General features: G+C 63.5%; 23 protein-coding genes and 1 pseudogene. 12 read left to right on the top strand and 12 right to left on the bottom strand.

All coding sequences use genetic code 11. From position 1 onward, the window contains the following. Positions 1-67: 67 nt before the first annotated feature. Positions 68-1,231, bottom strand: coding sequence for a zinc-dependent alcohol dehydrogenase (locus ASF90_RS07220; RefSeq protein WP_055847805.1), 1,164 nt, complete (start codon positions 1,229-1,231; stop codon positions 68-70). A gap of 255 nt (positions 1,232-1,486) precedes the next feature. Between ASF90_RS07220 and ASF90_RS07225 the strand changes: the two genes are divergently transcribed. Beyond that, a complete protein-coding gene (locus ASF90_RS07225; RefSeq protein WP_055847808.1) occupies positions 1,487-2,119 on the top strand; it encodes a DUF4142 domain-containing protein in 633 nt (210 codons plus the stop codon). A gap of 521 nt (positions 2,120-2,640) precedes the next feature. On the opposite strand, the gene ASF90_RS07230 is transcribed toward ASF90_RS07225, so the two are convergent. Continuing rightward, entirely contained in the window at positions 2,641-3,507 is an 867-nt protein-coding gene (locus tag ASF90_RS07230; protein ID WP_055847811.1) for a glucose 1-dehydrogenase, read from the bottom strand. Between the two features lie 249 nt (positions 3,508-3,756). Between ASF90_RS07230 and ASF90_RS07235 the strand changes: the two genes are divergently transcribed. Together ASF90_RS07235 and ASF90_RS07240 are read left to right on the top strand one after the other, a co-directional pair. Next, the gene (locus tag ASF90_RS07235; RefSeq protein WP_055847814.1) at positions 3,757-4,398 is read left to right on the top strand and encodes a DUF6766 family protein; all 642 of its coding nucleotides are present in this window, start codon (positions 3,757-3,759) and stop codon (positions 4,396-4,398) included. Between the two features lie 136 nt (positions 4,399-4,534). Then, positions 4,535-4,720 carry a hypothetical protein gene (locus ASF90_RS07240; RefSeq protein ID WP_055850226.1) on the top strand — a complete coding sequence of 62 codons (186 nt, stop codon included), beginning with the start codon at positions 4,535-4,537 and terminating at the stop codon, positions 4,718-4,720. Between the two features lie 107 nt (positions 4,721-4,827). On the opposite strand, the gene cydB is transcribed toward ASF90_RS07240, so the two are convergent. The 3 genes from cydB to ASF90_RS07255 all read right to left on the bottom strand — a co-directional run bounded on the left by cydB (position 4,828) and on the right by ASF90_RS07255 (position 7,816). Further along, on the bottom strand, positions 4,828-5,844 hold the full coding sequence (gene cydB, locus ASF90_RS07245) for a cytochrome d ubiquinol oxidase subunit II (protein WP_055847817.1): 1,017 nt from the start codon (positions 5,842-5,844) through the stop codon (positions 4,828-4,830). Then, positions 5,835-7,244, bottom strand: coding sequence for a cytochrome ubiquinol oxidase subunit I (locus tag ASF90_RS07250; RefSeq protein WP_055847819.1), 1,410 nt, complete (start codon positions 7,242-7,244; stop codon positions 5,835-5,837). Before ASF90_RS07250 ends, cydB begins: the two co-directional genes overlap by 10 nt. A gap of 290 nt (positions 7,245-7,534) precedes the next feature. Continuing rightward, positions 7,535-7,816, bottom strand: coding sequence for a hypothetical protein (locus tag ASF90_RS07255; RefSeq protein ID WP_055847822.1), 282 nt, complete (start codon positions 7,814-7,816; stop codon positions 7,535-7,537). A 538-nt stretch (positions 7,817-8,354) separates the two neighbouring features. On the opposite strand from ASF90_RS07255, the gene ASF90_RS07260 reads away from it, so the two are divergent. Beyond that, positions 8,355-9,635, top strand: a complete 1,281-nt coding sequence (locus ASF90_RS07260) for a sigma-54 dependent transcriptional regulator (RefSeq protein WP_055847824.1) — start codon at positions 8,355-8,357, stop codon at positions 9,633-9,635. 68 nt (positions 9,636-9,703) lie between these two features. Further along, positions 9,704-9,886 (top strand): hypothetical protein, encoded by a 183-nt coding sequence (locus tag ASF90_RS07265; RefSeq protein ID WP_330218878.1) that lies wholly within the window; start codon positions 9,704-9,706, stop codon positions 9,884-9,886. Between the two features lie 572 nt (positions 9,887-10,458). Here the strand turns inward: ASF90_RS07265 and ASF90_RS07270 are convergent. Beyond that, positions 10,459-10,965, bottom strand: a complete 507-nt coding sequence (locus ASF90_RS07270) for a ferritin-like domain-containing protein (protein ID WP_055847831.1) — start codon at positions 10,963-10,965, stop codon at positions 10,459-10,461. A gap of 507 nt (positions 10,966-11,472) precedes the next feature. On the opposite strand from ASF90_RS07270, the gene ASF90_RS07275 reads away from it, so the two are divergent. Then, a complete protein-coding gene (locus ASF90_RS07275; RefSeq protein WP_055847833.1) occupies positions 11,473-11,667 on the top strand; it encodes a hypothetical protein in 195 nt (64 codons plus the stop codon). A 44-nt stretch (positions 11,668-11,711) separates the two neighbouring features. Here the strand turns inward: ASF90_RS07275 and ASF90_RS07280 are convergent, their stop codons facing one another. Beyond that, positions 11,712-12,920 carry an FAD-dependent oxidoreductase gene (locus tag ASF90_RS07280; RefSeq protein ID WP_055847836.1) on the bottom strand — a complete coding sequence of 403 codons (1,209 nt, stop codon included), beginning with the start codon at positions 12,918-12,920 and terminating at the stop codon, positions 11,712-11,714. A gap of 339 nt (positions 12,921-13,259) precedes the next feature. On the opposite strand from ASF90_RS07280, the gene ASF90_RS07285 reads away from it, so the two are divergent. The 4 genes from ASF90_RS07285 (at position 13,260) to ASF90_RS07300 (ending at position 17,553) form a co-directional block, all read left to right on the top strand. Further along, positions 13,260-14,552 (top strand): histidine kinase, encoded by a 1,293-nt coding sequence (locus tag ASF90_RS07285; protein ID WP_055847839.1) that lies wholly within the window; start codon positions 13,260-13,262, stop codon positions 14,550-14,552. Next, positions 14,549-15,325, top strand: a complete 777-nt coding sequence (locus ASF90_RS07290) for a LytTR family DNA-binding domain-containing protein (protein WP_055847842.1) — start codon at positions 14,549-14,551, stop codon at positions 15,323-15,325. Before ASF90_RS07285 ends, ASF90_RS07290 begins: the two co-directional genes overlap by 4 nt. A 45-nt stretch (positions 15,326-15,370) precedes the next feature. Next, a complete protein-coding gene (locus tag ASF90_RS07295) occupies positions 15,371-15,754 on the top strand; it encodes a hypothetical protein (protein WP_055847845.1) in 384 nt (127 codons plus the stop codon). Positions 15,755-15,957: 203 nt separating this feature from the next. Beyond that, positions 15,958-17,553, top strand: a complete 1,596-nt coding sequence (locus tag ASF90_RS07300; RefSeq protein ID WP_055847846.1) for an APC family permease — start codon at positions 15,958-15,960, stop codon at positions 17,551-17,553. 249 nt (positions 17,554-17,802) lie between these two features. Here the strand turns inward: ASF90_RS07300 and ASF90_RS07305 are convergent. After that, positions 17,803-18,492 (bottom strand): annotated as a pseudogene (locus ASF90_RS07305) (hypothetical protein). Between the two features lie 527 nt (positions 18,493-19,019). Between ASF90_RS07305 and ASF90_RS07310 the strand changes: the two are divergent. After that, positions 19,020-19,940 carry an oxygenase MpaB family protein gene (locus ASF90_RS07310; RefSeq protein WP_055850228.1) on the top strand — a complete coding sequence of 307 codons (921 nt, stop codon included), beginning with the start codon at positions 19,020-19,022 and terminating at the stop codon, positions 19,938-19,940. Positions 19,941-20,554: 614 nt separating this feature from the next. Here ASF90_RS07310 and ASF90_RS07315 read toward each other — a convergent pair. The 3 genes from ASF90_RS07315 to ASF90_RS07325 all read right to left on the bottom strand — a co-directional run bounded on the left by ASF90_RS07315 (position 20,555) and on the right by ASF90_RS07325 (position 24,688). Continuing rightward, complete coding sequence (locus ASF90_RS07315) at positions 20,555-22,624, bottom strand: M13 family metallopeptidase (protein WP_055847851.1); 2,070 nt, start codon at positions 22,622-22,624, stop codon at positions 20,555-20,557. A gap of 149 nt (positions 22,625-22,773) precedes the next feature. Further along, complete coding sequence (locus tag ASF90_RS07320) at positions 22,774-23,469, bottom strand: glycosyltransferase (protein WP_055847854.1); 696 nt, start codon at positions 23,467-23,469, stop codon at positions 22,774-22,776. A gap of 223 nt (positions 23,470-23,692) precedes the next feature. Further along, a complete protein-coding gene (locus ASF90_RS07325; protein WP_055847856.1) occupies positions 23,693-24,688 on the bottom strand; it encodes an aldo/keto reductase in 996 nt (331 codons plus the stop codon). A 118-nt stretch (positions 24,689-24,806) separates the two neighbouring features. Between ASF90_RS07325 and ASF90_RS23360 the strand changes: the two genes are divergently transcribed. Next, positions 24,807-25,121: a hypothetical protein gene (locus ASF90_RS23360; RefSeq protein ID WP_153066587.1), complete on the top strand. Its 315-nt coding sequence runs from the start codon at positions 24,807-24,809 to the stop codon at positions 25,119-25,121. A gap of 196 nt (positions 25,122-25,317) precedes the next feature. On the opposite strand, the gene ASF90_RS07335 is transcribed toward ASF90_RS23360, so the two are convergent. After that, on the bottom strand, positions 25,318-25,887 hold the full coding sequence (locus ASF90_RS07335; protein ID WP_055847862.1) for a flavodoxin family protein: 570 nt from the start codon (positions 25,885-25,887) through the stop codon (positions 25,318-25,320). Positions 25,888-25,967: the final 80 nt, after the last annotated feature.

Raw genomic sequence — 25,967 nt, forward strand, 5'->3', positions numbered from 1 at the left:
GCGATCACAACCAGGAAGGCCCGGGCAGTGATCGGGCCTTCCTGGTTCATGTAGTTGGACGCGACGCTTACGGCGTCAGGACCACCTTGCGGCAGTCGTCCTGCTTCTTGTCGAATAACGCGTAGCCCTGCGCTGCATCGGCCAAAGGCATGCGGTGCGAAATGATGGCATTGGGCTTGAGCTCACCGTTGCCGATACGCTCCAGCAGAGACGGCATGTGTTTTTGCACGTGCGTCTGGCCCATCTTGAAGCTCAGCCCCTTGTCGAAGGCATCGCCCAGCATAAAAGCGTGAATAAATCCGGCATACACGCCGGGCACGCTGACCACGCCGCAGCGCCGCGTAGCCGCGATGCATTGGCGGATCGCCACACCGCTGCTGCCTTCCAGCTTGAGGTTGGTGAGCGCGGTTTCGATTGCGCTGCCTTCGGCCTCAAAGCCCACCGCCTCGATGCTGGCATCCACGCCACGGCCGTCGGTCTGCGACACGATCACATCTGCCGGGTCGTCGATCTCGTCGAAGTTGATCGGGATCACGCCGTAGGCCTTGGATGCAAAGTCCAGACGGTACGCATGCCGGTCGACCATGAAGATGCGTTCTGCGCCCAGCATGCGGCAGCACGCCGCAGCCATCAGGCCCACCGGGCCGGCGCCGAAGATCGCCACCGTGGAGCCCTGCTTGACGCCCGCATCGACAACAGCCTGATACCCGGTCGGCAGGATGTCGGACAGGAACAACACCTGCTCATCATGCAGCGCATCCGGCACCACCAGCGGCCCGACGTTGGCCTTGGGTACACGAACAAATTCGGCCTGCCCGCCAGACAAGCCGCCGTAGAGGTGACTGAAACCAAACAAGGCCGCAGGCGGGCGCATGTCTTTGTGATTCAGCGCGGCGCCCTTGCCGGTATTGGTAGTTTCGCACGCAGAAAATTCTTGCAGCATGCAGTGGAAGCAGCGCCCACACGCCACCACGAACGGAATCACTACGCGGTCGCCTGGCGTGACTGCGGTAACGTCCGGGCCGACCTCTTCAACGATGCCCATGAACTCGTGGCCGAGAATATCGCCATGGCGCAGGTCCGGAATCTTGCCGCGGTACAGATGCAGATCCGAGCCGCAGATTGCCGTGGCGGTGACGCGCAAGATCAAATCATCGCGTTCGACCAGAACCGGGTCCGGTACGGTTTCGACCCGCACATCGCGTGAGCCGTGGTAGTTGAGAGCAAGCATGTGGATCTCCTGAAGGCCGACGGGGCGCGGCAACGCAGAGCAGTGTTTGCATCCGGTCGTTAAGCCAATCAGCACGGTGCGTGCGCACGGTGTGCACGTGCTTGCTCGACGACATCGCGTTGATGCGCATGTCACGTCTGGATAACCCGCGCGCTCGCAGGCTGATTTCACGCGCAGCACTGCGTTGCAACGCGGATGCGGTGATGCACCCCCGACAATTCATGATCGCCACGTGCGATCACTCAGGAGATAGGCATGGGACTTTTCAAGATGGTGACGGCCGGCGCCGTGGGTTATGTGGCATATAAGGCTTGGCAGCGTAGTCAGGGTCTGGCAGCGGACACGCAAGTCGAGCAGGCCGCACAGGAGGATCGCCAAACCGCGCAATCTGCCATGGGGACCACGCCGCCGCATGGCGACCCGCTGCGCGCCAGTGTTGGTGATGCACGCGATCGCCAGCAGGCGCTGGGCGTGCTGGCCATCTTCAACGAGCAAGAGCGCACGCTAGCGCAGCTGGCTGTGGTCAAGGGCGTCGAAGGCGAGCTGCTGGATTTCGCACGCAAGATGGATGAAGCGCATAGCGCTGCACTGACCGACCTCAGCCGTTTCGCACCAGACCGCAGCGGGCCGCTGGGGCAGGCCGCATCTGCGCGTTCCAAGAGCGCACGCGACCAGCTGCAAGCGTTGCATGGGCAGGCATTCGAAACTCAGTATCTGCAAACTGCCGTGCGCAGTCACGCGCAGGCACTGGAACTGCTGGACAAACAATTGAGCAGCGAGCTGGGCTCCAGCGATCTGGGTAAGGAACTGCAGCGCACGCGCGAAACCATCGCCGAGCATTTGGACCATGCCAAGGCACTCAGCGCGAAGCAGACCCAGCCGCACTGAGATCAGCTAGCAGTGCTGCAGCGCAGCTAATAAACGGCTGCGTTGTGGCTAGGCAGACGTGATGGTCGCTCAATGAGGCATGTGCCACTTGTACAACCGATTCTGAAAGTACCTTCCACGCCCATCTGACAGAAGCCAGTAACACTCTGCTAGCCGCTATAGAGCCAGCAACAACGTGATGTTTGACCAGGGACTCAGGCGGGCGCCTTGAATACTGGGTAATGTGTCTGGTGGGCGCGAACATTGAATTCCAAGTTGATCATCGCGCAACGTAGATAAGACAGGCAGCCAAAGCTGCCTGTCTTTTTGACTGAAGTATGGTGCGCGACTGCGCACTGTAGTCACCTGGCGCAACTGACGCAGTGCGGTCTTGCGTTGGATTGAATCGGCAAGCCGAATAATGTGTTTCTCATGCTGTCGCGCAGGTGCCGGCATGATTCGAAGCCAGCGGCAACCCTATCGCGGTCGAACAAACCCGCATCCCCTACGGATGGCGCGGGCGCGATCACATCACGCGCGCGTTAAAGCGTGACAGCGCCGCCGGAGATCGTCAGCAGCGTGCCCGAGGTGTAGCTGGCTGTGTCGGCTGCGAGCATGACGTAGGCCGAGGCCAATTCCACCGGCTGCCCAGGACGTCCCATCGGTGTCTGCGCTCCGAAATTCTCCACCGATTCTTCGTCCATGCCGGAGGGAATGAATGGCGTCCAGATCGGGCCGGGCAGCACTGCGTTAACGCGAATCTTCTTTTCGGCAAGTACGCCGGCTAGGCCGATAGTGAGATTGGCCAATGCACCCTTGGTGGCCGCGTAAGGCAGGATGTTGGGAGTCGGCTTCTTCGATTGCACCGATGCAGTGTTGATGATGGAACCACCATCTTTCATCAAGGGTGCAGACAGCCGCACAAGATTGAAGACGGCGTGTACGTTGGTGTCGAAGGTCTTGCGCCACTCGTCCAACGTAATGTCTTCGAAGCTTTGGAAATATTTCTGATAGCCGGCATTGTTGACCAGGATATCCAGGCCGCCGAAGGTGCTGTTGACCTTGTCAATCAATGCGGCTGCCTGGCTAGGGTCGCTGATGTCGCACCCCACCAACAATGCCTTGACGCCGGCTTTCTCGATCAGTGCTCCGATCTTGGCAGCGTCTTCCTGCTCATCGGGCAGAAATGCGATGGCCACATCGGCGCCTTCACGAGCATAGGCGATCGCAACGGCCGCACCGATGCCGCTGTCGCCACCGGTGATCAAGGCACGCTTGCCCTTCAATTGCCCATGGCCGACATAACTGTCTTCGCCGTGGTCCGGGCGCGGGTCCATCATTTCGGTGCGGCCCGGGAAGCTTTGCTGCTGGGGCTTGAATGGCGGACGCGGGTAATTGGGTACGGGCATGATCGTCTCCTGACGGTGGGTTCGCTGACGTGCAGCGCGCAAGTGCTGCGGTGAAAGCCAGTGTGGGCATGCAAACGTAAACATCAGGACTAGGCGATGTCGGCAGCGCGTGTGCTGGCGACCCACGCGTGGGTGGCGCAGCTGTCTGTTCGGTTACGGAGTTGCATTGATTAGCGTGCGCGTCGTTGCGAGCTTCATGTGTTCTTGCTCACTGCATTCGATACTGAGCGCATTGTCAGGAGATCCACCATGTTTTTGCGCCGTAACGGGCTGTCGTTGTGTCTGCTTGCGCTGACCTTGTTTTTCATCGGCTGCCAGATCTATGCCGGGCTCCACGCCTACAACACGGAGCTGCGCGAGCATGGATTGCCGACGCTGCAGCTGGTGGCCTATCTGCACAGCCCGCACTTCATGTCTGCGCTGTTCGAGAATTGGGAAAGCGAATTTTTGCAGATGGGCATGTACGTGTTGCTGACGGTCAAGTTGCGTCAGGTGGGATCTGCGGAATCGCGCCCGCTCGACCCCGATGAAGAGCCAACGTCGATCAAGCCAGGCCCTGCGCCGTGGCCGGTACGTGCCGGTGGGCTGTGGCTGCGCCTGTACCAGCATTCGCTGGCGATCGCGTTTGGCATCCTGTTCCTGATGAGTTTTGTGTTGCATCTGATCGGCAGCTGGCGGCTGGAGCTGCTGGAACGTGCACAGAAGGGCCTGTCGCCGATCAGCGTGCTCGACCATTTCACCGATGCCGGGTTCTGGTTCGAGTCGATGCAAAACTGGCAAAGCGAATTTCTGGCGGTGTTTTCACTGGTGGTCTTGACGATCTGGCTGCGCCAGAAGGACTCGCCACAATCCAAACCGGTCGAGGCGCCACATTCGCAAACCGGCGGATGATGGTGGTCGCAAGCCCCCTGCGCAGGTACTAGGCGGACCCGCTAGAGAGCACTTCACGCCATCACACAACGTCGTTCACCGCACTGCAATGTGCCTTTGCCTAGCGTGACATCACACCGCGACGCAGGAGATGCAGATGGGGACTGAACCGAAAAAACCATGGGGCCCTGACGCCGATCAGAGCAAGCCATTTACGCCGCAGGAAAAACGCAACGAAGATGCGGACTGGAAAGTGCACGACATGCCCGACGAGGACCGTGACGTGAACAAGGCCGACCCGGAGCACGATTACGAACGGCCGGACGGATCGGAAAAGCGCTGAGATCTCTCGCAATTGGATAGGACAGCGCCCGCAAATGCTGACGTTGTGCTATCTGCCGCGCTGCGATGTCATGCCCGCACTCCACGCCGCGCAGCGCTGGAGCGGGCTCAATGGTGATAGCCCACATCTGCCGCGATCTTGCCGCGGAACACGCGATACGACCACACCGTATACCCCAACACCAGCGGTAACAGCACGACCAGGCCAACCATCGGAAAGATCTGCGACGACGGTGGCGCGGCCGCCTGCCAGATGGTGTAGCTCGGCGGTACCAGATACGGCCACATGCCTAGCACCAGCCCGATAAAGCCCAGCACGAAGATCGCCAGCGTCAGCAAGAACGGCGATGCATCGCTGCGTGAGCTATCGCTGCTGCGCCACAGCGCCACTGCTACTGCCGCAGTCACCACCGGAATGGGCGACAACCACCAGAAGTTGCCATGCGCAAACCAGCGCGCCATCACGTGCGAACTCAGGAACGGCAGCCACGCGCTGACCAGCACCAAAAAAGTCACGACCACACCGACCAACGGCTTGGTCAGCTGACGCGCCAGGGTGTGCGTGCGCCCCTCGGTCTTGAGGATCAGCCAGGTGCTCCCGAGCAGCGCATAGCCAAACACCAAGGCCGCACCGGTGAGCATGGTGAACGGGCTGAACCAGCCAAACACCCCACCGATATAGCGCCCATTCTCCAACGCCATGCCTTCCACCAGCGCGCCCAGAATGATGCCTTGCGCGAATGCAGTGAGGATCGAGCCCGCGATGAACGACAGCGTCCACAGCCGCCGCGAGCGCTGCGCCTTGAAGCGGAACTCGAAGGCCACACCGCGGAACACCAGCGCCATCACCATCAATAGCACCGGCAGATACAGCCCGGACAGGATCACCGCGTACGCGGCTGGAAATGCCGCGAACAAGCCTGCGCCACCGAGCACCAGCCAGGTCTCGTTGCCGTCCCAGATCGGCGCGGCAGTGTTCATCATCAGGTCCACTTCCTGCTCGTCGCGTGCGAACGGCGCCAACATGCCCAACCCCAGCACAAAGCCATCGAGCACCACGTACATCAGCACGCCAAAGCCGATGACGCCAAACCACGCCACCGGTAACCAGTAACTTAGTTCCACGGTGCGTTCTCCTGCTCCAACGCGGTGTCTGCTGCCGACAACGGACGTGCTGGGGTGTGTTCGCCACCGGCCACGTCCGGGCCGTCGTGACTGGGGTGCGGGCCGGCGCGGACCAGCTTGGTCAGATAGAAGATGCCGAAACCGAACACGAACGCGTAGCCCAGCACGTACACCAGCAGCGACACCGCCACGGTCGCGGTCGATTGCGGGCCCACCGCGTCGGCGGTGCGCAGTAGTCCATACACCACCCACGGCTGTCGCCCGATCTCGGTAACGAACCAGCCGGCGACCAGGGCGATAAAGCCGGCCGGTAGCATCACGTTCCAGGCCAGGATCAGCGCTTTTGCATGCAGCCGGCCGCGCCACCAGGCAATGGCGGAAATCCACGACAGCAACAGCATCGCCATGCCCAGGCCGACCATGATGCGAAACGCAAAGAACACCGGCGCCACCGGTGGCCGCTGATCGCGTGGCACCGAGGTCAGCGGGGTGATCTCGCCATCGGTGCTGTGGGTCAGGATCAGGCTGCCCAGACGCGGAATAGCGACTTCATAGTCGTTGCGCTCGGCCTCGGAATTAGGCAACGCAAACACCACCAGCGGCACACCGGCGCCGGCTTTCTCGTTATGCCAGTGCGCTTCCATGGCCGCCACTTTGAGCGGCTGATGTTCGAGCGTGTTGAGGCCGTGCTGGTCGCCGACCATGACCTGGATAGGCAGCACGATGGCCGCAAACGCCACCGACAGCCGCAACATGCGCGCCGCCTCGGTCAGATGCACGCCCTTGCGCAAGTAATACGCCGCCACACCGCCCACCACGAAGCAGGTGGTGATGAACGAGCCCAGCGCCATATGCGCAAGCCGATACGGAAACGATGGGTTGAAGATGATCTGCATCCAGCTCACCGGATGCACGATGCCATTGACCATCGCGTAGCCCTGCGGCGTATGCAGCCAGCTGTTGGACGACAGGATCCAGAAGGTGGACACCAGCGTACCGATCGCCACCATGCAGGTCGCAAAGAAGTGCAGCTTCTCCGACACGCGACCCCAGCCGAACAGCATCACGCCAAGAAAGCTCGCTTCCAGAAAAAATGCGGTGAGCACTTCATAGCTCAGCAGCGGCCCGATCACGCTGCCGGCAATGCGGCTGAGCTCCGGCCAGTTGGCGCCGAACTGGAACGCCATCACGATGCCGCTGACCACGCCCATGCCGAAAGAGACGGCGAAGATGCGCAACCAGAAAAAGTACAGCCGCTTCCATCCCTCGTCGTGTGTGCGTAGCCAACGCCATTCCAGAAAGCCCAGCAGATTCGCAAGGCCAATGGTGAAGGCGGGGAACAACACATGGAACGAAATGACGAAGGCGAACTGGATGCGGGACAACAACAGCGCTTCCACAGGGATCTCCCTAGTGCCGGACGAGCGTGGGTACGTTCACGGCGACACTGGCGTGGCAAAGGTGATGGTCATTGGTGATCGTGATCGTGGATCGGGGCTGACGTACAACGTCAGCATCTCGGGAAAGCGCTGCGCTATCGCGTTGCGTCATGTCGCGGACCGCAAGCGTGTGCGCATGCGGCACTAAAGGGTGATCCGGCGTAGCGAGCGCAACTGCAAGGTGGCAGTGCCGCGTTGCCGCGCCCGTTATCCGCGTGCCTGCCGTAGGCTTGCCTGCAACGGCGCGCCGACTACGCGCTGCGTAAATGCCGCAGGCAGCGTGGTGCCAGCCAGTCGGCAAGGGCCGCATTGGTCGAACCCGCGGTCAGACACAATGCATCGCGCACTGCCTTGATCGCCTGATGTTCGGTCAGATCCGGCTGCGCGTTGTAGGCATCGCAGACGGCGCGCACCGTGCTTTCGGGGATGCCATCGAAGGAGTGATAGCCCAACTGGCCACGCCGATGCTGGTCCCGCCAATACGTCAATTCGTTTTGCACATCGGCGTGGCGATGTACCGACACTGCATGCATGAGACACCTCGCTCGGCTAGGTCAGGGAGCAATGTTTGCGCGTTGAAAGTACGTTGCTGTGAGGATGGCCTGCACGCCGTCTCCACACGGCACGCGCCGGCAGTGGACCACGTCTCAGGCCGCTACGTTCACTGGCCGACTGGTCTAATACAGCACTCGGCATCAGCTCACATCAATTCCGGCCAAACCACTGGTTGCGATGCAACAGCACAAGCGAACTGATCTATTGAGTTCAGCCCGGCTGCGCACTCCAAGAATGCGCGGCAACCGTGCTGGCAAACCTTGCACTGTTTGGCGTTTCGGCATGCCCGGCGCGGCGACCGACCCCGACCATGACGCTTGGCACTGGCAAATTCAGGCCCGGCCGTGCGTACTTCGCGTATGACGCGGCGAGCTCGACTTAGGGGGAAGGGCGCCGTTCGATCACGATGGTCGTGACTGCAGCGTGCAATCTCGTGGTGATACGCAGGCGCACTCTTCGCGCCGCCGTCACAATTCTCAACTGAACATGTACTAGTCATTGCGGACAGAAGCGCTCATGGACCGTCTTTCCTGCGCCATCATCGACGACGACGTGGAGTTCTGCGATCAGGTGGTGGAGTTAGCCACCGATAGCGGCTTCCGTGCCAAGGGCATTCACACTCTTGGCGAAGCCAGCCGTTGGTTGGACAGCAATTTCCCCGATCTATTGGTCGTGGACGTTGGCCTGCCCGACGGCAGCGGTTTCGATCTCATCGAACGGTTGGACCCGGACCACACACCGAAGATCGTGGTGGTGTCGGGCGATTACGCCTATGAAACCCAGGGCCGCGCGCAGCAGTTCGGCGTCAGCGAGTTCTTGACCAAGCCGTTCGCGCCGGAGCGCCTGGAGCGCGTGCTGGGCGGCCTGCGTGAGGCTCAGCAGGGCAATCTGGGCATCATTGGCAATAGCGACAGCATCGTGCTGTTGCGCAAGGACATCGTGCGCGTGGCGCCGACCGATTTGAATGTGCTGGTGACCGGCGAGACCGGCACCGGCAAGGATCTGGTCGCCCGTGCCATTCATCGGGTGTCCGGCCGTCGCGGTCGCTTCGTGCCGGTCAACTGCGGTGCGATTCCGGAAGAGTTGCTGGCCAGCCAGCTGTTCGGCCACGAGCGCGGCAGCTTCACCGGCGCCGACCGTCGTCACGCCGGATTCCTGGAACAGGCCGCCGATGGCACGCTGTTTCTGGACGAGATCGGCGAAATGCCCAAGCGGTTGCAGGTCTATCTGCTGCGGGCGATCGAATCGCGCAGTTTCATGCGTATTGGTGGCAACGAAGAGATTGCGCTGGATGCCCGCGTGGTTGCGGCCACGCATCAGCATGTGCAGCGCGAGCACGCAGTGCTGCGCGAGGATTTGTTCTACCGTCTCAACGAGTACCCGATTCAGGTGCCGGCGCTGCGCGAACGCCGTGGTGATGCGCGTGTGCTGGGGCTGCGCGTGATCAACGAACTCAACGTCAAATATGGCAAACGCAAGCTGCCGACCAAGTCGCTGCTGCGCTATCTGGCGTATCACACCTGGCCGGGCAACGTGCGCGAGCTGCGCTCGTTCATCCACTATCTGTATCTGCGCTCGGACGGCGATCTGCTGGCTGCGCCGGATGTGGAGCAGACCGTGCCGCAGGCCGACGAAGACGGGTTATTGATTCCGGCCGGCTGGACCATGCGTCAGGCCGAGGACGCCATGATCGAATCGGCCCTGGCGCGTACGCGTTTCAACAAGAAGGCGGCGGCACGCGAGTTGGGGATCAGCGTGCGGACGCTGCACAACCGGTTGAGCGACAAGGACGCGTAGTGACGGACGCTGCATTGCAGGGACGGCAGCGCGAGCTGCTGCATCAGTTGCGTAACCGTCTCAACGTGATGGGCTTTGCGTTGTACGCTTTGCGCAGCGACACCTCCAAGCCGATGGAAACGCTGCGTAACGCGCATCAGTCCGCCACTGAACTGCTCAACCAGCTGGGCGAACAAGAGCGTGCCCAGCAACTGGCAGACGACTCGCACGCCGAGGCACCGCCGGCAGCATCGCCACCCGACGACAACTGATCCGTCGTGCTCTTCTGACTGGATGTGCTGGGTCTGCGATCTGGTAATGGTTAGCAGTCGTGTCGATGCGGAGGCGCTGCGCGTGCAGATCAGTGCATCCTTAAATGCCAACCCATCGATGTCTCAACGTTGGCTCTACTCGTATAACCGCCCTCCTGGTCGGAGGTTTCGCGTGGCGAGGTGGTGTTGTTTCAGGACATGGAAGCTTAGGACCTGCGGGGAGTTGGTCTGTCCGCGCGATGCAGTGGTAGATAGTGACCTTGTGCAGATACTGGAAACGAGCTGGGTATGCCCCACCGACGTTTGCAGTCAATCTCAAAGAGCTGAGTGACGCCGACCAAGCGATTGAATCGTCCAGCAAAGAGTTTCTATCGCCAAACTGAAGAGCGATGGACGCCGAGCGATCCGCACCGTGACCGTGCTAAGCAGCCAAGTGGCGAACCCAGCCAAGGCACGCGCGCTGAAGTGCGCGCGTGCCTTGGTACCGAGCGCGGGCCGATTCCACTGACGGTACGGTGCTGTCCTTCATGCACGGCGCCGCCCCCGCCAATAGCGCCGCCCCGCATGGTTGATCAGGCCGCCTTGCTGGTCCTGGCTGCTTTCTGGTTGCCGCCTTGTTCGGCAAGCAGGGTCAGCTTTTCGTCGGTGGCCTTTTCTTCTTCCAGTGTGGCAAGCAGCAGCGGCAGCGCATCGCTATAGCCGAGTTGCTTGGCCATTGCCGCAATGGTGCCGTACGAAGCGATCTCGTAATGCTCCACCTTCTGTGCGCCACCGATCAGTGCGGCATCGCGCACGGGGCCAGCTTCGATTTCATCGATCACTTCGCGGCTTTCTTCTACCAGGCCTTCCATCGCCGCGCACTTGATGCGCTTGAGCTTGATGCCCAGCACGTCGACCACCTGGTCGATCCGCTCGATCTGACCCTGGGTTTCTTCCAGATGGGTTTCGAACGCGGCTTTCAATTTCGGCTCGGTCGCAGCACGTGCCAAACGCGGTAGCGATTTGGTGAGTTGCTTTTCGGCGCTATAGATGTCCGATAGCTCGTGGATAAAAAGTTCTTCGATCGTCTTGATCGCCATGGGTGGCTCCCGTTGTTGGTCAGAGGTTTGAAATGTCGCGTTCGCCGCCTGGCGGTTACGCGTTTTGGTTGCTCGCGTTCGACAAACGCGAGCACGATGGTTTTCTGATACGTGATTAGCCAGCCGGCCAAAGCGTCTGGCCTCAGGCCGTATCGCGTGATCGCTAAGCTAGTCTTGCGAGTGTTAGCGCGATTAGTGGAAACGGTGATCCCGATGCGATGGCGGCCTGTGCCGTAACGAGTGCGTGCACGCATCGCTCAAGTAGGCGCGCGTTAGAGCACGCCAGCTGGCTAGCAGATGTTTCTGCGTGAGCGTGCGTACATCGCGGTCGCCCGCATCGGTCTGTACAGATGCGACGCGGCATTACTACGAATGCCGTCTTACTGAGATAACGACAGGCCATGCGCAGGCAACATATCGGCGATGGCATGCATGTGGGTGGCGTGTGTGCATGCGGCATAGACGGATGCGCTACAACGCAGTTCACACGCCTGCACGAGATGTCCTATGACCCCGCTGGATAAACCGTTACGTCGTGAGCTACAGATCGGCGACCAGGCGTATACGTTGATCATCGACCGCGACGGGTTGAAGCTGGTCGAGAAAGGAAAACGCAAGGGCGTGCGCTTGCGCTGGGACGCGCTGGTCAACGGCGATGCCGCACTGGCCATCGCCTTGAATGCTTCGCTCGACGATGGGTGAGGTGCTCAAGGCGCCGTGCATAGCAGCGCGATGATCCGCTTGGCTCAGGTCGTCGGAAACAACTGCGCCAGCGTGCGCACTGCCACTTCGGTTGCGGCACGGTCGGGAGTTGCATCGGCATTATTGAAGTCGTTGGCGCCCTGCGCCTGTACCAGCAGCCCGTCGCGACGCGGCACCACATTGAGATTGTGGCCGCGCCAGACCAGACCGTAGGTGACCTCCGGCTGCGGGATCAGGCGCGCGGTCTGCCCACGCACCGGAATCACGCTGTCGTCGCCCAGTAGTGCACGCGCGCCGTAGCCGGTGGCGTTGACCACGATTTTTTCGCGCAGGTCGGTAAACTGACGCGGATCGTCGAAGCTGCGTGTGTAAAGCTCGCCGCCAGCCTGCAGAAAATCCTGCAGCAACAGTCGCGCATATGCGCTGATGTTGAAAGTCAGCTGGCTGTAGCGCCGCACGAACGGCACCGGGAACGGGTGGCTGCCGGCAATCAACGCTTGCGAGCGCGGGCCAAGGTCGTGCAGCAGCGTGCGCTCCAGTGGCGGGTAGTCTGGTTCGTGCGCCTCGGCCGAGGTGACCGGTTGATCGAACGGCACATCCGACAAGGCATAGCCATCGCGCCATTCGATCGGCTCGCCTGGCAGGCCGAGCAGGGTCTGATATCGGCGAAACGAGATCCGCGCCATCTCTTCCCAGCGCGTCTTGAAATCGGCTGTGGCGTGCTCGCTGGTGCAGACGCGCGAATCCGGCGACCACACGCCGGTGGCATAGAACGAGCGCACGTCCGGCAGCCGCTCGCGGGCATAAATGCGCACGCGCAGGCCGGCGCTTTGCGCTGCCACCGCCGTGGTCAGCCCAATCGCGCCACAGCCGATCACTGCCAGCTCGCGCACGTTTGCATCGGCCGCGCGCACCAGTCGCAATGTGTGTTCGGCTGCGCCCCACGACAACGACCAACCGCTGCCGCCGTGCCCGTAGTTGTGCACCACCGTCTTGCGCCCGATGCGTTCTGCCTCGATGCGCGGACCCTGCGCACGGAACGGCCGCGTGCAGCCGTCGATGGCGATGATGCGATCGACCGATGCGCGCATCGGCGTCAGTGCGGGCGCGGCAGCGAAGGGAATCGGCAAGGCATCGGGCGGCGGCAGCGGTGTGGACGGCGCAATGGCCGCCTTGCCGGTGCCAGCCCAACTGCCGGTCGAAGCGGCCGCAAGCGCAAGGCCTGCGCTGTGCAGAAAATGACGGCGGTGCATGCGACTCCTGCGCGGTGGTGTGGAGGGTGGTCGACCGACTGCGATGTAAGACGCGCCGGCGTCCCGCAGCAACACAGCGGGGCCACCCGATGGCAACGCACGCCGACCTGGCACGACAGCGTGCTAGGCCGCTTGCCTTACGGCAACCAGGCAAGCGGTCTGTTGCTTGCGTGTGTCGAGCATACCGCGCAGGCCTTGGCCTGCCGACCGGCCAGGTCGGGTTTCGTCCTGCGATCCCGGTACTTGAGGTGGCGCTGACGGCCATTCGTCGCCCGGGGCTTTCGCAGCCGCACGTGCCGGCTATGCTCGCTCCCGTCCCATCTCCGACGAGTCCCTGCCGTGTCTGCCAGCGTCTTTCTGATCGTGCGTATCGTGTTCGCCTGGGCTGCCGCGCTGGTGGTGGCGGGCAGCATGTGGGCACAGCTGTTCGGCTCTACCGGCGCGTTCTTCGGCCTGATCTGCATGGTGCTGTTGACGCTGGCGTTGATGAGCGCGATCACCCATGTGCGGCGCGTCCGCCTGATCGCCGGACGGTTGGACCACGACACCTTGTCTACGCGTCAGCGCCGCCAGATCGAAGTGCCGCTGGAGGCGCAGGCCAGCTTTGCGGTGGTGGAAGAGGCGGTGCGTGCGCTGCCTCGCGTGCAGGATGTCGAATGCGCGCCGGGCAGCCTGCTGATCCGTGCCAAGATCCGCCGCTTCGACCCATATGCAGGCCGCAAGCCTTCGCGCTGGAATCTGTTTGCGCGCTTTGCCATTACCCACAACCAGGTGCTGGTGACGATTGCGCCGGGGCAGGGCACCAGCAGCGTCACCGTGTTGTGCGAGCCCGATGCCGGCGCCTGGGTGGACCTGTTTGCGGTGGACGAAGGCAGTAACTTCGAGAACGCCGAAGCGATGAATCGCGCGGTGGTGCGCCGGGTCGGCGAGCAGCGTCGCGACGAGCAGGCCGCCGCCGAGCAATCGGTGATGGAAAAGGAACTGGCCGTGGCGCGTTTGAACCTGCTGCATGCGCAGGTGGAGCCGCACTTTCTCTACAACACGCTGGCCAGCGCGCAGGTATTGGCGCGCACCGACCCGCCGCGCGCCGACATCATGATCGGCCACTTGATCCAGTACCTGCGCCGCTCGCTGCCCAGCGCGGACGATGCCACTTCCACATTGGGCGAAGAACTCGAACGCACCCAGGCCTACCTGGAAATCCTGCGCATCCGCATGGGCACGCGGCTGGCGCTGCAGGTGGAAGTGCCGTACGAGCTGCGCGGCCTGCAGGTGCCGTCGATGATGTTGCAGACGCTGGTGGAAAACGCCATCAAACATGGACTGGAACCCAAGCCCGGCGGCGGTACCGTGTGGATCCTGGCGCGCTGCCTGGACGAGCGCCAGGCCACGCTGACCGTGGCCGACGATGGCCAGGGGTTCAACACCCATAGCCACGGCACCGGCATCGGGCTGAAGAATCTGCGCGAGCGGCTGCAGCTGATCTATGCCGGCACCGCCAGCTTTGCCATCGTGTCCAATTTCCCCAGCGGCGTGGCGGCCACGCTCACGCTGCCCTTGCCGGCGCAACCGGCCGCGCCGCGCCCGCCGCCGCTGCCTGACGCCGCCACCACCGAGCAGGTGCAGGCGTGAGCGCGCTACGTGCGGTGATTGCCGAAGACGAAGCGCTGCTGCGGCAGTCCTTGCTCGCGCTGCTGGCCGAGGTGTGCCCGCAACTGCAGGTAGTCGGCGAATGCGAAGACGGCGCCAGCGCGCTGGAGACCATCGCCACTCAGCAGCCGGATGTGGTGTTTCTGGATATCCGCATGCCTGGCCTCACCGGCATCGAGGTGGCACGCGCGATGCGCGAGGTCAGCCCGCGCACGCAGGTGGTGTTTGTCACCGCCTACGATCAATACGCCATCGATGCGTTCGAACACGGTGCGGTGGACTACCTGCTAAAGCCGATCAACCGCGAACGCCTGCAGGCCACCTGGCAACGTGTGCAGCAACGCGCCGCCGCCGGGCAGCCGGACGGCAGCCTGCTGGAAGCGCTCTTGCAGCGCCTGTCGGTACGCCCGGCAGCGTCCGGCGTCGCGCCGCCATTGGCCTGGCTCACTGCCACCAGCGGCCGCGAGACGCGTTTGATCGCACTGGATGAGGTGGCGTATTTCCAGGCTGATCAGAAATACACCACGGTGATGACGGCCGGCGCTGAGGCGCTGCTGCGCACCCCGCTGCGCGAGTTGCTCGATGTGCTCGACCCGCAGGTGTTCAAGCAGATCCACCGCTCCACCATCGTCAACATGAAGGCGGTGGCTTCGGTAGTGCGCGACGACACTGGCAAGGGCCGGCTGGCCCTGCGCGGGCGCAGCGAAACGCTCACCGTCAGCCAGCCGTTTATGAGCCTGTTCCGCGGCATGTAATCCCCCGTCTCCCCCATACCGCATCGACAAGAAAGGACTGCTTCCATGCGCCTGATCGCCTCCCTGGTGTATTGCCTGCTCGCCCTGGCCGGCTGCCACGAACGCAACGGCACCACTTCGATCACCCGCGCCACCAGCGATGGCCGCGACGTGCTTTTCAGCAAGACCTTGGTCACCGACGCCGAGACCAATGTGCATTGCCTGGCCAGCAGCAGCGGCCTGTGCCATTACCTGATCTATGAAGAGCAGTGCCCGACTGCCACGAGCGCCGCCACGGCCAGCGGCGGCACGCCGGCGCCGGTGTGTGCGCGCAAGACGCTGGACAGCTTTGCGCTGCTGCCCGGTCAGGTTCGCGCGCTGCGCGGTCTTCCGGCGGCAGCCCACACCTGCGTGGACCGCAGCGTGCCCGCTGCCGAGTGCCACGGGTAAGCCGCGGCGCGTGGCAGCGTGGCAGCGCGGCAGCGCGGCAGTGTTGCGTAGTGCAAGCAACAACTGCGACGGGCGCACGGGTGCGCGCGCCGTCGCATCGCGGCGTCGCGTAGAGCCTGAATACGCACTGACGACAAGCGGCCGCTTCTGCGATCATTGTCGGCTTGTTGCCGGTTTGCGGCGCCCTCACTGTCAGGCTTTTCATGTCCGAACATTCGTTGCGCCGCGACGTCGGCCCTTTTGCGCTCATGCTTACCGGGCTGGGCTCGATCATTGGTTCCGGCTGGTTGTTCGGCGCCTGGCGCGCGGCTGGGCTGGCCGGTCCGGGCGCCGTCTGGGCCTGGATTCTGGGTGCGGCGATCATCACCACCATCGCGCTGTCCTACGCCGAACTGGGCGCGATGTTCCCCGAATCCGGCGGCATGGTGCGTTACAGCCATTACTCGCACGGCTCGTTGGTGGGCTTCATCGCCGGCTGGGCGAACTGGATCGCGATCGTTTCGGTCATCCCGGTCGAAGCCGAAGCCTCGGTGCAGTACATGGCCTCCTGGCCGTGGGCCTGGGCGCAGGGTCTGTATGTGCAGGCACCTGGCGGAGCTGGCGAGTTGTCGGTGCCCGGGCTGCTGATTTCGGCGGTGCTGGTGCTGGTGTATTTCTTCCTCAATTTCTGGAGCGTCAAGCTGTTTGCGCGCTCCAACACCTTGATCACCGTGTTCAAGCTGGTGGTGCCGGCGGCGACCGGCGTGGCCTTGATCGCCAGCGGCTTCCACAGCGAAAACTTCAGCGTCGGCATCCATGGCGATGCCCACGTGATCGACCTGGCGGCAGTGCTCACTGCGGTAGCCACCGCAGGCATCGTCTTCAGCTTCAACGGCTTCCAGAGCCCGGTGAATCTGGCCGGCGAGGCACGTAACCCGGGCCGCAGCATTCCGTTCGCGGTGCTCGGCTCGATCGCGCTGGCCACGGTGGTCTATGTGATCCTGCAGGTGGCCTATATCGGCGCGGTGCCGCCGGATCTGCTGGCCAAGGCCGGCTGGCACGGCATCGATTTCCGCTCGCCATTCGCCGAGCTGGCCATCATCGTCAACCTGCATTGGCTGGCGATGCTGCTGTACATCGATGCGTTCGTCAGCCCCAGCGGCACCGGCATCACCTACACCGCCACCACCGCGCGCATGGTCTATGGCATGGAAAAGAACGGCACCATGCCGGCCGCGCTGGGCAAGCTGCACCCGGTGTGGGGCGTGCCGCGCATGGCGATGTTCTTCAACCTGGCGGTGTCGTTCGTGTTCCTGTTCTTCTTCCGCGGCTGGGGCACGCTGGCGGCGGTGATCTCGGTGGCGACGATCATTTCCTATCTCACCGGGCCGATCAGTGCGATGGCGCTGCGTCGCCACGCGCCGGAACTGCATCGCCCGCTGCGCATCGCCGCCTTGCCGGTGCTGGCCGGCGTCGCGTTCGTGATGGCGACCGAGCTGCTGTACTGGGCGCGCTGGCCGCTGACCGGCGAGATCATCCTGCTGATGGTCGTGGCGCTGCCGGTGTACTGCTACTACCAGGCCAAGCAGGGCTGGCCGGATCTGCGCCGCAATCTCAAGGGCGCGGCCTGGATGATCTGCTACCTGCCGATCATTGCGCTGCTGTCCTGGGCCGGCAGCAGCGATTTCGGCGGCCATGGCTACCTCAGCTACGGTACCGACCTGGCGGTGGTCGCCGCAGTCGGCGTGGTGTTCTACATCTGGGGCGTCCGCAGCGGCTGGCGCACCCCGTCGGTGGAGCAGGCGGTGGCGCGGGCTTGAGTGGGGCGTGTCAGCGGAATGCGGGTTGGAGACCGCTGCGCGCAGCAGATAGTGCAGATGGAGCTTGATCGTAGCGGGGTTCCCGCCTGCGATGACGTTGCCAGCCGATCGCACTGGAATATTCGCCACGATCCGATGACATAAAAAACGGCCGGTGCACTGCGCACCGGCCGTTCTTGTTTGGAGTAGTCACCGTCTACCCACGGCGTGCTGCAGCAACATCCATCGCTGCAGCGGTGCGCTGGTCGCTTAGGCGTTGACGACCAACCGTGGTGCGCCATCGAAGCGGTCCAGGTCGCGCAGCAATTCGGTGTAGCGGCGCAGGCGGCCCATCTCACGCATATTGACGATGTCCTCGTGGCGCAGTTCGCGCTTGGAGGTCACTTCCTGCTTGTAGTGCAGCACTTCCGGGTAGCGACGCGTCATGTCCAGCGCGTCGGCAACGCACTCGACCGAGTCTGCATCCGGCGCCACCCGCGCGCGGCTGTTGAAGGCGCGCAACCAGCGCTCGAAACCGGCGCTGTGATCGAACAGATCGGCGATGTACCACATGATGAACAGGATCGACGCCCACGAGGTAAAGATGATCACCACGCGGCTAAAGGTCAGGTGGTAGTCGTTCTGCCACAGCTGATGCGTGATCACGCCGAGCAGCACCAGCGAAATCGCCTGCCAGCCGATGATCGAGGCGATCACCCATTGCTTCTTGGCCACCTTGAGCAGATCGAGCTCTTCGTCGAGCTGCGTGTCGGTCTTGTCGCGCCAGTAGACGACCTGCTCGTCGAAGGAGCGTCGATGGAGTGCGTTGTCCTGCAATAGCAGGCCTAAACCCTGAAACAAAGCGATCATGACAAGCTCCTAACGGATGACTGGTACGAACGACTTGCTGCACCGGCGGTTGCTGGTGCCCTGGAGCGACCGACGCGCCTTGCGCTGCATGACAAGGTCGGACGGCTCTAGTTCTAGCACTTTCGCTGTGCATGGCAATGCCTGCGGCGAACCTGTGGCCGCGCAAAGTTGCGCACTTGCGCACAAAACGCTGAATTCAGGCGGTTTGTCTGCAATGCCATGGCATCGCGCGCGCATTGCATCGCCACTCTTGTTGCACTGCACACTTGCTACTGCGGCGATCCCGCGCGTGACTTGGCTTAGCCAGGCTGGGGATCGGGACGCGTCGGCGGGGGTGGGCACGCGGCTACCAAAACGACGGCGCGGCCTCGGGGTGGGCGCGGCCGGTGCTCATCATCGGAACTCCCCTGCGGACGAGACGGCTCGCCCGCGCCGTCCGCGTCCACCTGACGACTGCGCTATTAGGTGATGGTGGCTCCAAGTGCGGGCGCTGCGCCCCCGCAGCTGGCTAAACAAGAACGACGGCGCGTCGCTGTGGCTGACCGGTGGATGAGGCAGCTGTGGGAGGGTAGTCCCGCACTGACGTGATCGTGCAGGCGCATCCGTATCATGGTGGCATGTCAGCCGTCCTGCGTACCCTCACTGCCCCCGCCGCCGAACAGATCCGCCGCTGGGTGCTGGGCGCGTTTCCGCGTGGCCAGAGCACCATCGAATACGATCAGCCGCTCGGCGATCCCGGCATTTTCGGGCCCGACAGCGTCACCTGGCGCGTGCACTCCGAATTTCCCGGCATGTTGTCCGGCGGGTTGTGCGCATTGATGCTGCAACTGTTGCACCCGCGCGCGCTGGCCGGGGTCTACGATCACTCCAACTTCCGAGCCGATCTGGTCGGTCGGCTGCGGCGCACCACTAACTTCGTCGCCGGCACGACCTACGCGCCGCAGGCCGAAGCCGAACAGCTGATCGCGCGCGTGCGGCGTATCCATTCGCATATCCGCGGCCAAACCGCCGACGGCGTGCCGTACGAGGCCAACGATCCTGCGCTGCTGACCTGGGTGCATGTCACCGAAGCCTACGGGTTTCTGCAGGGCTGCCGGCGCTATTGCCGTGATGTACCGGACGCAATTGCCGACCGCTACTACGACGAAGCGCGACGCGTGGCCGAAGCCCTCGGCGCGACCGATGTGCCCGCCAGCGAGGCCGCGGTGGAGGCGTATTTTGCGTCGGTGCGCGGCGAGCTGCGCATGGACGCACGCTCGCGCGAGGTGCTCGACATCCTCACCAGCATCCAGCTGCCGGTGCCTGCGGCAGGGCTGTCGCGCGGCGTGTTCCTCGGTGCCGGCACTGCGTTGTTGCCGGGCTGGGCCAGCGACATGCTGGGCCGCACCACCACCCAGCGCGCACAGGCACGCGCATCCGCCCGCCTGCTGCGTAGCCTGTCGCCGTTGTTCCGCACCGCGTTGCGCGACGGCTTATCGGCCCGTGCCTGCCGGCGCATGCAGTTGGAACCGGCGACGTTGCTGCAGTGGCCTGAGTAGCGGTTTGGCAGGTGGGATTTGTGTGTGGCTTGCGTACTGGTTTAGTGCTGCATGGTGCTGCGGGTGCGGTTACATCGCCACGACTACCGACCCTCACCCCAACCCCTCTCCCGGTGGGAGAGGGGCTTGTCTGCGGCGCCTTCTCGCAAGGCTGCAATAACCGATCAATCCTGCAGTGAATGACCTGCGATGTGTCTGCGCATCCGGCACCAAGTTTGTCTCACGCAGCGATTTGACCTGCGGCGTGCCCGAGCGAGCGGCCTGCAACGTTTTCTCTCGCGGTGATTGACCTGCATGTAAAGAGCAATCGGCAGCCAAGACCCTCTCCCCCGAGAGATGCGTTTGGGTGAGGCAACAGCGCGCGTGGGGCGACAACGCCAGTAAAGAGCAATCGGCAGCGAAGACCCTCTCCCAACGAGAGATGCGTTTGGGTGAGGCAACAGCGCGCGTGGGGCGACAACGCCAGGCATGTCGGGCCGACATCAGGCCGACACTGCAACCCACTACACGGGCCGCGTTGTGGGCGATGGCCGATTGAGCAGTATGACCGTCCGATGATGGCAGGCACGCTGACAGTTGTGGTTACATCACCGCTTCACGACCGGCACCAACACTTACCAGATCTTGACCCGCTGCTCGGGCGCCAGATACAGCTGTTGGTCCTGCGTCACATCGAAAGCCGGGTACCACGCATCCAGATTGCGCACGGTCTGCGCGCGGAAGCGTCCGGGAGCGTGCACATCGGTGAGCACGGCGTTGCGTAGTGCGGCGTCGCGGTACTTGCCGCGCCAGGCTTGCGCAAAGCCGAGGAAGAAGCGCTGATCCGGGCTGAAGCCATCGATGGTCTGCGGCTGCTTGCCCTGCAGCGACAGCTGGTACGCATCGTACGCGGTGGCCAGGCCGGCGACGTCGGCGATGTTTTCGCCCAGCGTCAGCTTGCCGTTAACCGCCAGATCGTCAAACGGCTTGTACGCGCCGAACTGCGCGGCAAGCGCATTGCCGGCGGTCTCGAATTTCTTCAGATCCTGCGGCGTCCACCAGTTGTGCAGCTCGCCGTGTTCGTCGAACAGTGCGCCCGTGTTGTCGAAACTGTGGCTGATCTCATGCCCGATCACCGCGCCGATCGCGCCGTAGTTCACCGCATCGTCGGCGGCTGGGTCGAAGAACGGCGGTTGCAGAATCGCGGCCGGGAACAGCAGGCGATTTTCCAGCGGCACATTCAACGCGTTGACCTCCTGCGGCAGCATGTACCACTCGCGATGATCGACCGCCTTGCCCAGCTTGGCGATGTTGCGGCGATACTCGAACAGGCCGGCGCGTTCCACGTTGCCCAGCGCATCGTCGCGACGTACGTCGAGCGCGCTGTAGTCGCGCCAGCTGTCCGGGTAGCCCACCGCCACGGTCAATCCGGCGATCTTGGCCTTGGCGTGCTGTTTGGTCTCCGGCGTCATCCACTCCAGCGCATCGATGCGCTTGCCGAATGCAGCGATCAGGTTCTTGACCATCTCTTCGACGCGGGTCTTGGTTTGCGCACTGACGTACTTCTGCACATAGCGCTTGCCGACCGCTTCGCCCAAGGCGGCGTTGGTGGCATCGATCCCACGCTTCCAGCGTTGGCGTTGTTGCGGCGTGTCTTCCAGGGTGGTGCCGTAGAACGCAAACTGCTCATCGGCAAACGCCTTGGACAGATACGGCGATGCACGATCCAGCGCACGAAAACGCAGATAGTCCTTCCAGGTCTGCAGCGGCTCGGACTGCACCAACGCCGACAACCCGCGCACGGCTTGCGGCTGCCACACGATGAAGTCCTGTTGCGCTTTCAGACCGGCGGCATCGAAGAACAGCGGCCAGTCAAGGCCGGGAGCGTTCCGCACAAAATCGGCCTGTTTCCAGGCATTTGCGCCCGCCTGCACGTTGTTGGTCTGCTCGGGCGTGGCGTGCACGCGCGCGATTGCGACTTCCAGTGCCAGGATGCGCTCGGCCTTGGCCGGAGCATCGTCGATGCCGGCCAGTTCCAGCAACTTGACGATGTGGGCGCGGTAGGCATCGCGCAGCCGCGCCATGCGCCCGCCGTCCAGGTAGAAACTGCGCTCGGGCATGCCCAGGCCGCCTTGCACCAGGTACGGCGCATAGCGGCCGGGGTTGTGCAGATCCTGCGAGACCCACAGGCCGAACAGACGGTCGGTGTAGAAATTCGTCGAGTTGAGCAGGTCCACATCGGCGCGTAGCTGCCCACCCAGGGTGCGTGCCAGCGCCTGCTTGTCTTCCAGCTGCGCGATGGCGTCGAGCTCCGGCTGCACCGGCCGCACGCCCTTGGTCTCGATGCTGGCTTCGTCCATATAGGCGGCGTAATAGTCGCCGATCTGCTTGTCCTCACCGGTGACGCGGTCGTTGGCGGCGGCGCCTTCGATGATGTCGCGGCTGTGGCGCTCGGTGTCGATGGCGATGCTGACGAAGCTGTTCAAGCTGGAGCGGTCGTCGGGAATCTGCGTGGTCTTGACCCAGTTGCCGCTGGCGTAGCTGAAGAAATCGTTGCCCGGCGCCACGCTGCGATCCATGCCTGCCATATCGAAGCCGAAATCACCGAGCTTGGGCGTGCTGGGGGCGGGCGTGGTGCGGGTGTCGGCCGCTGGTGCCGCGCCATCGCGGTGACAGGCTGCAGTGGTCAATGCCGCAGCAGCCATGGCAGCGATCAGGACAGGGCGGTGCAAAGAAGCCATGCGGCGCAACTCGGAAACAGAAACAAGGACCGCAGTGTAAGTGGCATGCGGTGCCACGTCCCGATTTGAGGGCAGGCGCCTATGCATCCTGGCGCGTTGTGGACACGCTCGGTTCAGCGCCGTCGCTGATACCAAAAACCCAGCGCGTCGCGGGTCTGCAGCATGCGGCGCCCACGCCACAGGAAACGCAGCAGCAAGCCCAGGTGCTCGCGCTTGGAAAAACTGCGCAGCTTGCGGTCTGATGTGTGCACGGTCTGGCGCAGGATCACAAAGCGCCCGCAGCGTGCCAGTGCACGGCTCAAGGCCACATCTTCGCCGGCGTAGTACCGCGTGTCGAAGCCGCCCGCGCTGACGAAGGCCACGCGCGTGCAGAACAGAAAGCAGCCGGGCGCGATGCCGGTAACGCGAAAGAACCAGCCAAACGCAGCCTGCGCTGCACGTTCGAACCACACCCGGTCGCCCTGCAGATGCACCTGCGCACCGCCGCCCACCGCGCCGGCCTCCAGCGCGGCCAGTGCGGCGCCGACAACCTGCGGGTTGATCAAGGTATCGGCATCCAGAAACAGCAGGCGCTCGCCTTGTGCGGCCTGCGCGCCCGCATTGCGGGTGGCAGCGATATGCCGCAGCTCTACCTCCAGCACCTGTGCTCCGTTGTCGCGCGCAATGCGTGCGGTGTCGTCCTCGCAAGCATCGGCCACCACGATCGCTTCGTAGTCCAGGTGCATCGCCTGTGCGCAGGCATGCAGGCACTGCAGCGTTTCGCCGATCAGTGCAGCCTCGTTATGCGCGGGAATCACGAAGGACAGCATGGGACGTGGTGTGAGCGACGATGCGCCGAGTGTGCAAGCACCGGTGGTGCGATGGCGTGAGTGCATGCGATCGGCACAGCCATAGCGTGCTCGGCTGGACGTGGCCGTCGGGGCGAGGCGCGCATGTCTGTCGCTCGTATTTCTTCGTGCCGGCGCTGTGCACAGACGCTTTCAGTCGCCCAGCGCGAGACCGCAGCGATTGCTGCGGTCTCGCGGTTATGGCTCAGCGGTTGACCGCGCCCATCATCGCTTCGGGGTAACGCGTGCCGGCCGCAGCCTGCGCCGGGAAAATCGCATCGATGCGCGCCAGTTCGTCGGGCATCAGTGCCACCTCCAGCGCGGCGATGTTCTCGTCCAGATATGCCGCACGCTTGGTGCCGGGGATCGGGATCAGGTCCTGGCCCTGCGCCAGTACCCAGGCCAGTGCCAGTTGCCCGGGTGTGATGCCCTTGTCGGTGGCGATCGCCTTGACCTGCTCCACCAACTGCAAATTGCGGGTGAAGTTGTCGCCCTGGAAACGCGGCGAATGCCGGCGGTAATCATCCGCGTCGAAGTCGTCGGGCGATGAGAACGCGCCGGTGAGAAAACCGCGGCCCAGCGGCGAGTACGGCACGAAACCGATGCCGAGCTCGCGCACGGTGGCGAACACGCCGTTGTCTTCCGGCTCGCGCGACCACAGCGAGTATTCGGTCTGCACCGCGGTGATCGGGTGCACGGCATGCGCGCGGCGGATGGTGGCTGCGGCCGCTTCCGACAGCCCGAGAAAGCGCACCTTGCCCTGTTCGACCAGACGCGCCATCGCACCGACCGTGTCTTCGATCGGCACGTTGGGATCCACGCGGTGCTGGTAATACAGATCGATGTGCTCCACGCCAAGACGGCGCAGGCTGGCCTCGCAGGCGGACTGCACGTAGGCGGGGCTGCCATCGATGCCGCGCACCGACGGGTCGTTGGGATCGAGCTTGATGCCGAATTTGGTGGCCAGAAACACCTCGTGCCGGCGGGATGCGATTGCCTTGCCCACCAGCACTTCATTGGTGTGCGGGCCATACATGTCGGCGGTGTCGAGCAGGCTGATGCCGCGGTCGAGCGCGCGATGGATCACCGCGATCGACGCAGCCTCATCGCTGCGGTCGCCATAGAACGCGCTCATGCCCATGCAGCCGAGGCCGAGTGCGGAAACGGTGGGGCCGGAACGGCCAAGTGTGCGGGTTTGCATGGTGGGGGAAGCTCCGTGCAGCGAGGTAGGCGGGGAGAGTGGCGCGGCGTGCGTTAGCGCGATGTGGCCCACGCGCGAATGCTTGAGGCCGGTGAGTGGGGGGCGATGCTTTTTTTCTTTGGAATTGCAGCGCTGTGCAGTTTCCACGGATTTAACAGCGGATGCGCTGAGCAAGGGTCCAGTTGTTGAAGGCACTGATGACACGACAGCGTCGCGTAGTAAACAGCGTTTGCTGCAGCATTCGATGACCTTTGGCGACACACAGCGTCTGCGTCTCGTTGCGCTTGCCGTATCGCCCATCGCGCGCGACGTGTTGCCGACGCCGCCATCGGCAGCCTGGCTTGGCCTGGTGCCGAAGACTGCGCGTGCGATGTTGCGGAACATCATGCTGTTGTCGACGCACGGCACGATCTCGCATTGCCACGCGCTTTAGGTATCACTGAGTGCAGTGCGCGCAGCCCCAGCGATCCGCCAGTGGTCACACGACGCAGTCAATGCCAACGACATCGGCCAACCTGCACGCGTTCTCTCGGCGCCACGCCTGCAACCGCATCGTTAAACAAACCAACGCCCGCGCGTATCGGGCCGCCTCAAGCCGGCCCAAACGCGCGGGCGCTGCGATGGTGGCCTTAGCCCTTGAGCTTGTTGGCAAACTCGGCGACGCGCTTGCCAAGCAGCCTTGCGGTTTCCAGATCGCCGCTGCGCGGGGCTTCGTCCGGCGATGCGTCCGAGGGCGAGATTGCCAGCGCGCCGCCCCAACCGGCGGTCCAGTTGATGTCCTGCGGCCCGTGCGCCTTGGTGTTGGACGGCGGCAGACCGGTGCCGACCCAGACCTGCCCGTGCTGCTGCGACAAGGTCCAGAAATACTGGATGGTGGCGTACTTGTCGCCGTTCACCGAGGCCGAGTTGGTGAAGCCGGCGGCGACCTTGTCCTTCCATGCCTGCGCAAACCACGGCTTGGAGCTGTCGTCGGCAAACCTCTTGAACTGCCAGGCCGGCCCGCCCATGTAGGTGGGGCTGCCGTAGATGATCGCGTCGGCTGCGCCGATCGCCTCCCAGGCGTCGTCGGGCAGTTTGCCGTCCTGGTCGATGCGGTACAGCGTGGCCTCGCCGACACTGGCGGCCCCTGCATGCACGGCTTCGGCCTGCTTGACGGTGTGGCCGTAGCCGCTGAAATACACGATGGCGATCTTGCTCATGGACGCTCCTGCTGAACGAGGGAGGCCGATTGTGCGCACACCAGCCGCGACAGATGAATGACCACGTGCGGGACGAACTG

Origin of the sequence: Xanthomonas sp. Leaf148, assembly GCF_001423585.1 — a bacterium.
Lineage (GTDB): Bacteria > Pseudomonadota > Gammaproteobacteria > Xanthomonadales > Xanthomonadaceae > Xanthomonas.

Coding starts and splice junctions, on each gene's coding strand:
- ASF90_RS07225 (WP_055847808.1), top strand. CDS start 1,487: ATGGGACTTTTCAAGATGGTGACGGCCGGCGCCGTGGGTTATGTGGCA.
- ASF90_RS07300 (WP_055847846.1), top strand. CDS start 15,958: ATGTCCGAACATTCGTTGCGCCGCGACGTCGGCCCTTTTGCGCTCATG.
- ASF90_RS07275 (WP_055847833.1), top strand. CDS start 11,473: ATGACCCCGCTGGATAAACCGTTACGTCGTGAGCTACAGATCGGCGAC.
- ASF90_RS07220 (WP_055847805.1), bottom strand. CDS start 1,231: ATGCTTGCTCTCAACTACCACGGCTCACGCGATGTGCGGGTCGAAACC.
- ASF90_RS07280 (WP_055847836.1), bottom strand. CDS start 12,920: ATGCACCGCCGTCATTTTCTGCACAGCGCAGGCCTTGCGCTTGCGGCC.
- ASF90_RS07315 (WP_055847851.1), bottom strand. CDS start 22,624: ATGGCTGCTGCGGCATTGACCACTGCAGCCTGTCACCGCGATGGCGCG.
- ASF90_RS07265 (WP_330218878.1), top strand. CDS start 9,704: ATGGGCTTTGCGTTGTACGCTTTGCGCAGCGACACCTCCAAGCCGATG.
- ASF90_RS07320 (WP_055847854.1), bottom strand. CDS start 23,469: ATGCTGTCCTTCGTGATTCCCGCGCATAACGAGGCTGCACTGATCGGC.
- ASF90_RS07230 (WP_055847811.1), bottom strand. CDS start 3,507: ATGCCCGTACCCAATTACCCGCGTCCGCCATTCAAGCCCCAGCAGCAA.
- ASF90_RS07240 (WP_055850226.1), top strand. CDS start 4,535: ATGGGGACTGAACCGAAAAAACCATGGGGCCCTGACGCCGATCAGAGC.
- ASF90_RS07325 (WP_055847856.1), bottom strand. CDS start 24,688: ATGCAAACCCGCACACTTGGCCGTTCCGGCCCCACCGTTTCCGCACTC.
- ASF90_RS07295 (WP_055847845.1), top strand. CDS start 15,371: ATGCGCCTGATCGCCTCCCTGGTGTATTGCCTGCTCGCCCTGGCCGGC.
- ASF90_RS07270 (WP_055847831.1), bottom strand. CDS start 10,965: ATGGCGATCAAGACGATCGAAGAACTTTTTATCCACGAGCTATCGGAC.
- ASF90_RS07335 (WP_055847862.1), bottom strand. CDS start 25,887: ATGAGCAAGATCGCCATCGTGTATTTCAGCGGCTACGGCCACACCGTC.
- ASF90_RS07235 (WP_055847814.1), top strand. CDS start 3,757: ATGTTTTTGCGCCGTAACGGGCTGTCGTTGTGTCTGCTTGCGCTGACC.
- ASF90_RS07310 (WP_055850228.1), top strand. CDS start 19,020: ATGTCAGCCGTCCTGCGTACCCTCACTGCCCCCGCCGCCGAACAGATC.
- ASF90_RS07255 (WP_055847822.1), bottom strand. CDS start 7,816: ATGCATGCAGTGTCGGTACATCGCCACGCCGATGTGCAAAACGAATTG.
- ASF90_RS07260 (WP_055847824.1), top strand. CDS start 8,355: ATGGACCGTCTTTCCTGCGCCATCATCGACGACGACGTGGAGTTCTGC.